Genomic DNA, 4,760 nt, shown 5'->3' with positions numbered 1-4,760 from the left:
CAAGAGCTATTATTATGAGTTTGTTGGAAACAGCTAAACGTCATCAACTAAATAGTGAAAAATATCTATCCTATCTTCTAGAATGTCTTCCAAACGAGGAAACTCTCGTAAACAAAGAGGTTTTAGAGGCTTATTTACCATGGACTAAAGTTGTACAAGAAAAGTGCAAATAAGAAATCTCCAGATTAGGAACTATCCGTGAGTTCCCTAGTCTGGAGATTTTTCAATATACTTCGCTATTGGACGGTTACGGTGCAACCAAGACACTTCCGAGTAACACCGAACCAACAATACATTTTATTTTCCGAATGGAAAATTTATCTTTTTTAATAATGACAATTCTAATTCTCTACATTCAATTTTTATTTCCTAATAGTAAACACTATTTTTTATTTTCAAAAATTGAACTTCTAAAATCATCAGTTTGGTCAAGATAAGCTTTAAAAATCGCTCTCTTCAACTTATGAACTGAACTATCAAATTCTGGTTTGTAATTACTCCAAGAATATCTATCCTCATCTGCATCCTTTCGAACAGCTTCATCCATTAATCGCTGCAACTCTGTAACACTACTTATGGTTTTCGTAGAAAAACTAGTCCAAGGTTTTGTTGGATCATTAAAAGTAACTTTATTCAGTCTATCAAATTGAGCTACACGTTCATTATACATAGCTTGCTTGAATTGTGTCCAAGTTTTATATTGACCATTAAATACTTTTCGAAGGACAAGCTCATCTGTCACCAATCCTCGGTCTTTACCATAAATAGTTATTTTTTTACCATTTTGTTTAGCAACTTCTTCGTATTGATTTGAGATATAAGGTACCATACCATCTTTAAAGCCTTTAGCAGCTAATAGTTCATAGGCCATACGACGTCCCATTAGGTCACCTGGCGTTCCGTCATCATTACTTAATGCTGCATAAATCGGTGCAAATAGTTTGATAGTATAGTAACCATTTCTTTCGTATTTCCCTGAAGTATATTCCCTAGACGAAAGAATATTATTATCAATCAAATCATTGAATGAACGTAGTTTTTCAGCTTCTTCTACTGTCAGATCTCTGACAACATTTGTCGCATATACGTTATTTCCATCTGCTGGATCTTTCACAAACTTATTCTCAATTTTTCTGAGAGCTTTCGTTTTTTGATAATTGGTAAGGTTCTCTGTAATAGATTTTCCTTCAAGATATTCCAACATGTAAACGACATCAAACATATTGTGGACATATTGCTTCAAATCATCAGAGTTTTTAAATCTCGTAGTTGGATCAAGTATTTGTAATCGTTGTCCTTCTGTACTATCAGATTTTGAATGTTTCAAGATTGAGTTGATGGTGATTGTCGCATCTTCTGGATGGTCTGGTGCTTGTAATAAGCCTTTGGCAAAGAACTCTGGTCCCAAGCCACTTCTTCGACCATAGCCTCCAAGGTAGATGTCCTGATCTGAATCGTGCGTCATCTCATGAGTATAAGTAATAGCTCCATCCTTGTCTAACATACGATAACCCATATAATAAACGGCATCACCTGTGGCGTAAGCACCGTGTTCATTATGACCGACTTTATTTCCAACAGGTCCAAAGAAATGTTTCATAGCAGGATTTGGATCATCAAAATCTGCTACTTTTTTAGCCTTTCCTTCAGTAATATCATTTCCAAATTTATAGGCATCATAAAGCAAGATATTTCGATAAAGCTTTTCACGCCCTTTTTCATCTAGGATACGATACCAATAATCATAGTGATCTCGTTGGCGCTCTGCTGTTTCGTGAGCACTCTTTTCAACAAAGTTATTCAGATCACCACTTGCTTGATGTTCTTTATTACGGTAACGATCATAAGCACCAAAGCCTAGACTAGAGATAGTTGAAATGACAAATACTGATTTTTCTGGCAAGGTAAGTAGAGGTAGTACCATGTTACGGTATTTCCAGCTGTCGCTAGTGATTCGATCATAGACACCGATAGAATACTTGCTACCAGCTTTTTCCTGGTTAGCCCTCACTTCTGGAATATTAGATTTTTCTTCAACGATATAAGCCTTGGTCTGTGATTTAAACCAGTCATTGTTAGTTTTGTTTGGTAAAAAGACTTTTCGGTAATTTTCAAGCGTACTAAACAAATCTTTTGTTCCATGATGGCTTGCAAGACTAATACTATAAGTATCAACATTATTCTTAGCTAGAAGATTGTTAAAGCCAGATTTACCTAATTCAATCAGAGTGTCTAGTGGCGAAGCATTTCCCTTACCAAAGAAATCCAGATGATACATGACGATATCTTTAATATTAACCTTATCATAGCTAAAGTTATACCAACGCTCTAGGTAGCTCAAACCAAGGAGCAAGGCTTCCTTGGTGCGCTTGATTTTATCTACTATATAGCCGCTCATGACTTGATTGTCCTCTAGTAGACCAGCATCAGCTGACAACAGTTTTCTCAGACTTTCTTCTAGATGTTCCTTCGTTTTAGTAAACTGATCTTCTAGATAGAGCTCGGTTTGCTTCACTTTTGGTGAAATACCAAGTGTATTTCTAATCTTATCTGAGTGATAATCTACCCGTTTCAATTCTGGCAAGACCTGCTGTATAATCGTTTCTTGATTATACAAGAATTGATTCGGTGTGTAAAGAAGGCCAGTATCTCCTAGACTATATTCTGCTAACTTAGCAAAATCAGCCAGGTACTTAAGCTGTAATGTCTCAGAGGAATGATCTTGGTAATGAAGCAAGAGTTTATTGGCAGTTTTTTTATTGGTTACAATATCTGTAATAACTTCGTTATCCTGCATCATAACTGCGGACAAGAGTTCTTTTTGATATAAGCTACTGCTTTCTTTTACTAGATTTCCATATTTTACGATGGTAGCTTTATTGTAGAAAGGTAGCAATTTTTCTATATTCTTATAAACCAAGGAACGGCTAGGCTGATAGTGTGATACCTTAGAAAAATCACTTTCTTTATGACTAGTTGCTAAGAGAGGTTCTACATTCGGAAGAGTGAGAGAATTGATTTCCGCTTTCTTATCAGTCATTTCAGAAGCATCTAAAATTGTTCCTCTATCTACAAATGATTCCTTGCTGACAACTGTATCCTTTTCCAAAGTGATATTAATGACCCTATTTTCTTTGTTACTAAATGCTCTAGTCACCTTCATCCCATTATAGTGGTAACCAGTGATGGCATTCCCGTTGGTTACATTAACATCACTGAGAACATCGGTCAATTCACCAGCGTGTTTTTCATCACTTGAATCTCGATCCCACAAATTTCCTGCTATACCACCAACTGCACCAAATCGTTGGGTGTTGTTAATATTTCCTTCTGCATAGCTGTTCTGGATATGGGCATCTTTATCTACAAGTCCTGCAAGACCACCAACTGTTTGATCTGATTGATTGATATTTGATGAAATGTCTACTTTTACTTTGGATTTTGCAATAGTAGCATTATTTCCTGACAAATGACCAACCAAACCACCAATATTATATGGAGCAGTAGTTTCATAGGTATTGATAATCCTTCCCTTGAAACTGCTATCAGTGATACTTGATTGTTCAGCTTTAGCAAGCAACCCACCAATTCCACGTTCCCCAGCTAAGACACCATCGACATGAACTTGATTAATCTTTGTACCATTTGTAGCTTCATTTGCCAATGAACCAATATCATTCTTTCCTGAAATAGCAACATCTTTCAGACTTAATTTTTCTACTGTAGCATTACTTAAATTGTTAAATAAAGGTTTTTTCAAATTATAGATAGCATAATTTTTGCCATCTTTTTCCCCAATCAACCTACCAGTAAATGTGCCTGTAATATAAGACTTCGCATCAGGATCCAGTTCCACTTCGTTAGCATTCAAGCTGGCTGATAGATAATATGTTCCACCAAGATTTTGGTTGATGGCATGAACTAAATTACCAAAGGAAGTAAAGTTTGTCGTTTCCTCTGTAGTCTTTTTAGCTAAATAGAAACTGAAATTGTCAACATATTTATGGTCTATCTCTTGCTGGAGTTTATCAACTCCAGCTGTAATTTTATAAAATGTACGCCCATCTTTCAACTCTTCATATATAGATTTTACCGGGAGATAAACATCTTTAAACGTAGAAGATTTTACCTTTACAAAGTAAGTATCTGGATTACTTGGGATCTGATTCAAAGATACATGCTGTTTATAAGTTCCATTTGTTTGATGGCTATACAATTCAATATCAGAAACATTTCTTAATTCAAGTGTTTTCTCTGGATTTTCTACCTTTTTATCATGGTTTGCTTCATTTTCTTGTTTAATTTCTTCGTTTCCATTTGAATTGGCTGTGTTTGATTCGGTTGAAACATCCTCAGTTGAATTTCCTTTTGGTTGTTCTGGTACTGTTTGCCCATTCTCTTCTGTTATTGCATTACCAGAATTTTCAGGTTTTGTTGAAGTTTCGTCTTTTGACTCATCTTTTTCAGGTTTGTTTGTTTCTTCAACTGAGGTTGTCGAATCACTAGGATTACTGGACACTTCCCCAGTATTTTCTTTAGATGTATCTGGTGATACTTTCTCTGAATTCGTTGTTGATTCTTCTGCAGGTTGAACTGGATTTTCTGCTTCTTGATTTGAGGTACCTTCTCCTGCGCCTTCTGTTGGATTTACTGTAGTATTATCTGTAGGTTTTCCTGTAGCTTCTTCAAAATTACCTTCATTTGTTTCTACTTTATTTGTAGCACCTTGATTAGATTCAGTTGGTACTGTTTGCCCATTC

Annotated in this window: 2 protein-coding genes; one reads left to right on the top strand and one right to left on the bottom strand. The window is 35.7% G+C overall.

Annotation, left to right across the window (positions count from 1 at the left end):
* Positions 1 to 173 (top strand): transposase domain-containing protein (locus HT729_RS09310; protein ID WP_228349497.1); only part of this gene is annotated, 173 nt, incomplete at its 5' end.
* Between the two features lie 209 nt (positions 174 to 382).
* Here the strand turns inward: HT729_RS09310 and HT729_RS09305 are convergent.
* On the bottom strand, positions 383 to 4,760 hold a 4,378-nt coding region (locus HT729_RS09305; RefSeq protein WP_172931943.1), incomplete at its 5' end, for a ZmpA/ZmpB/ZmpC family metallo-endopeptidase.

Origin of the sequence: Streptococcus sp. 79 (assembly GCF_013277425.1) — a bacterium.
Taxonomy (GTDB): Bacteria; Bacillota; Bacilli; order Lactobacillales; family Streptococcaceae; genus Streptococcus; species Streptococcus pseudopneumoniae.
This window is presented reverse-complemented; position numbering and strand designations above follow the sequence as displayed.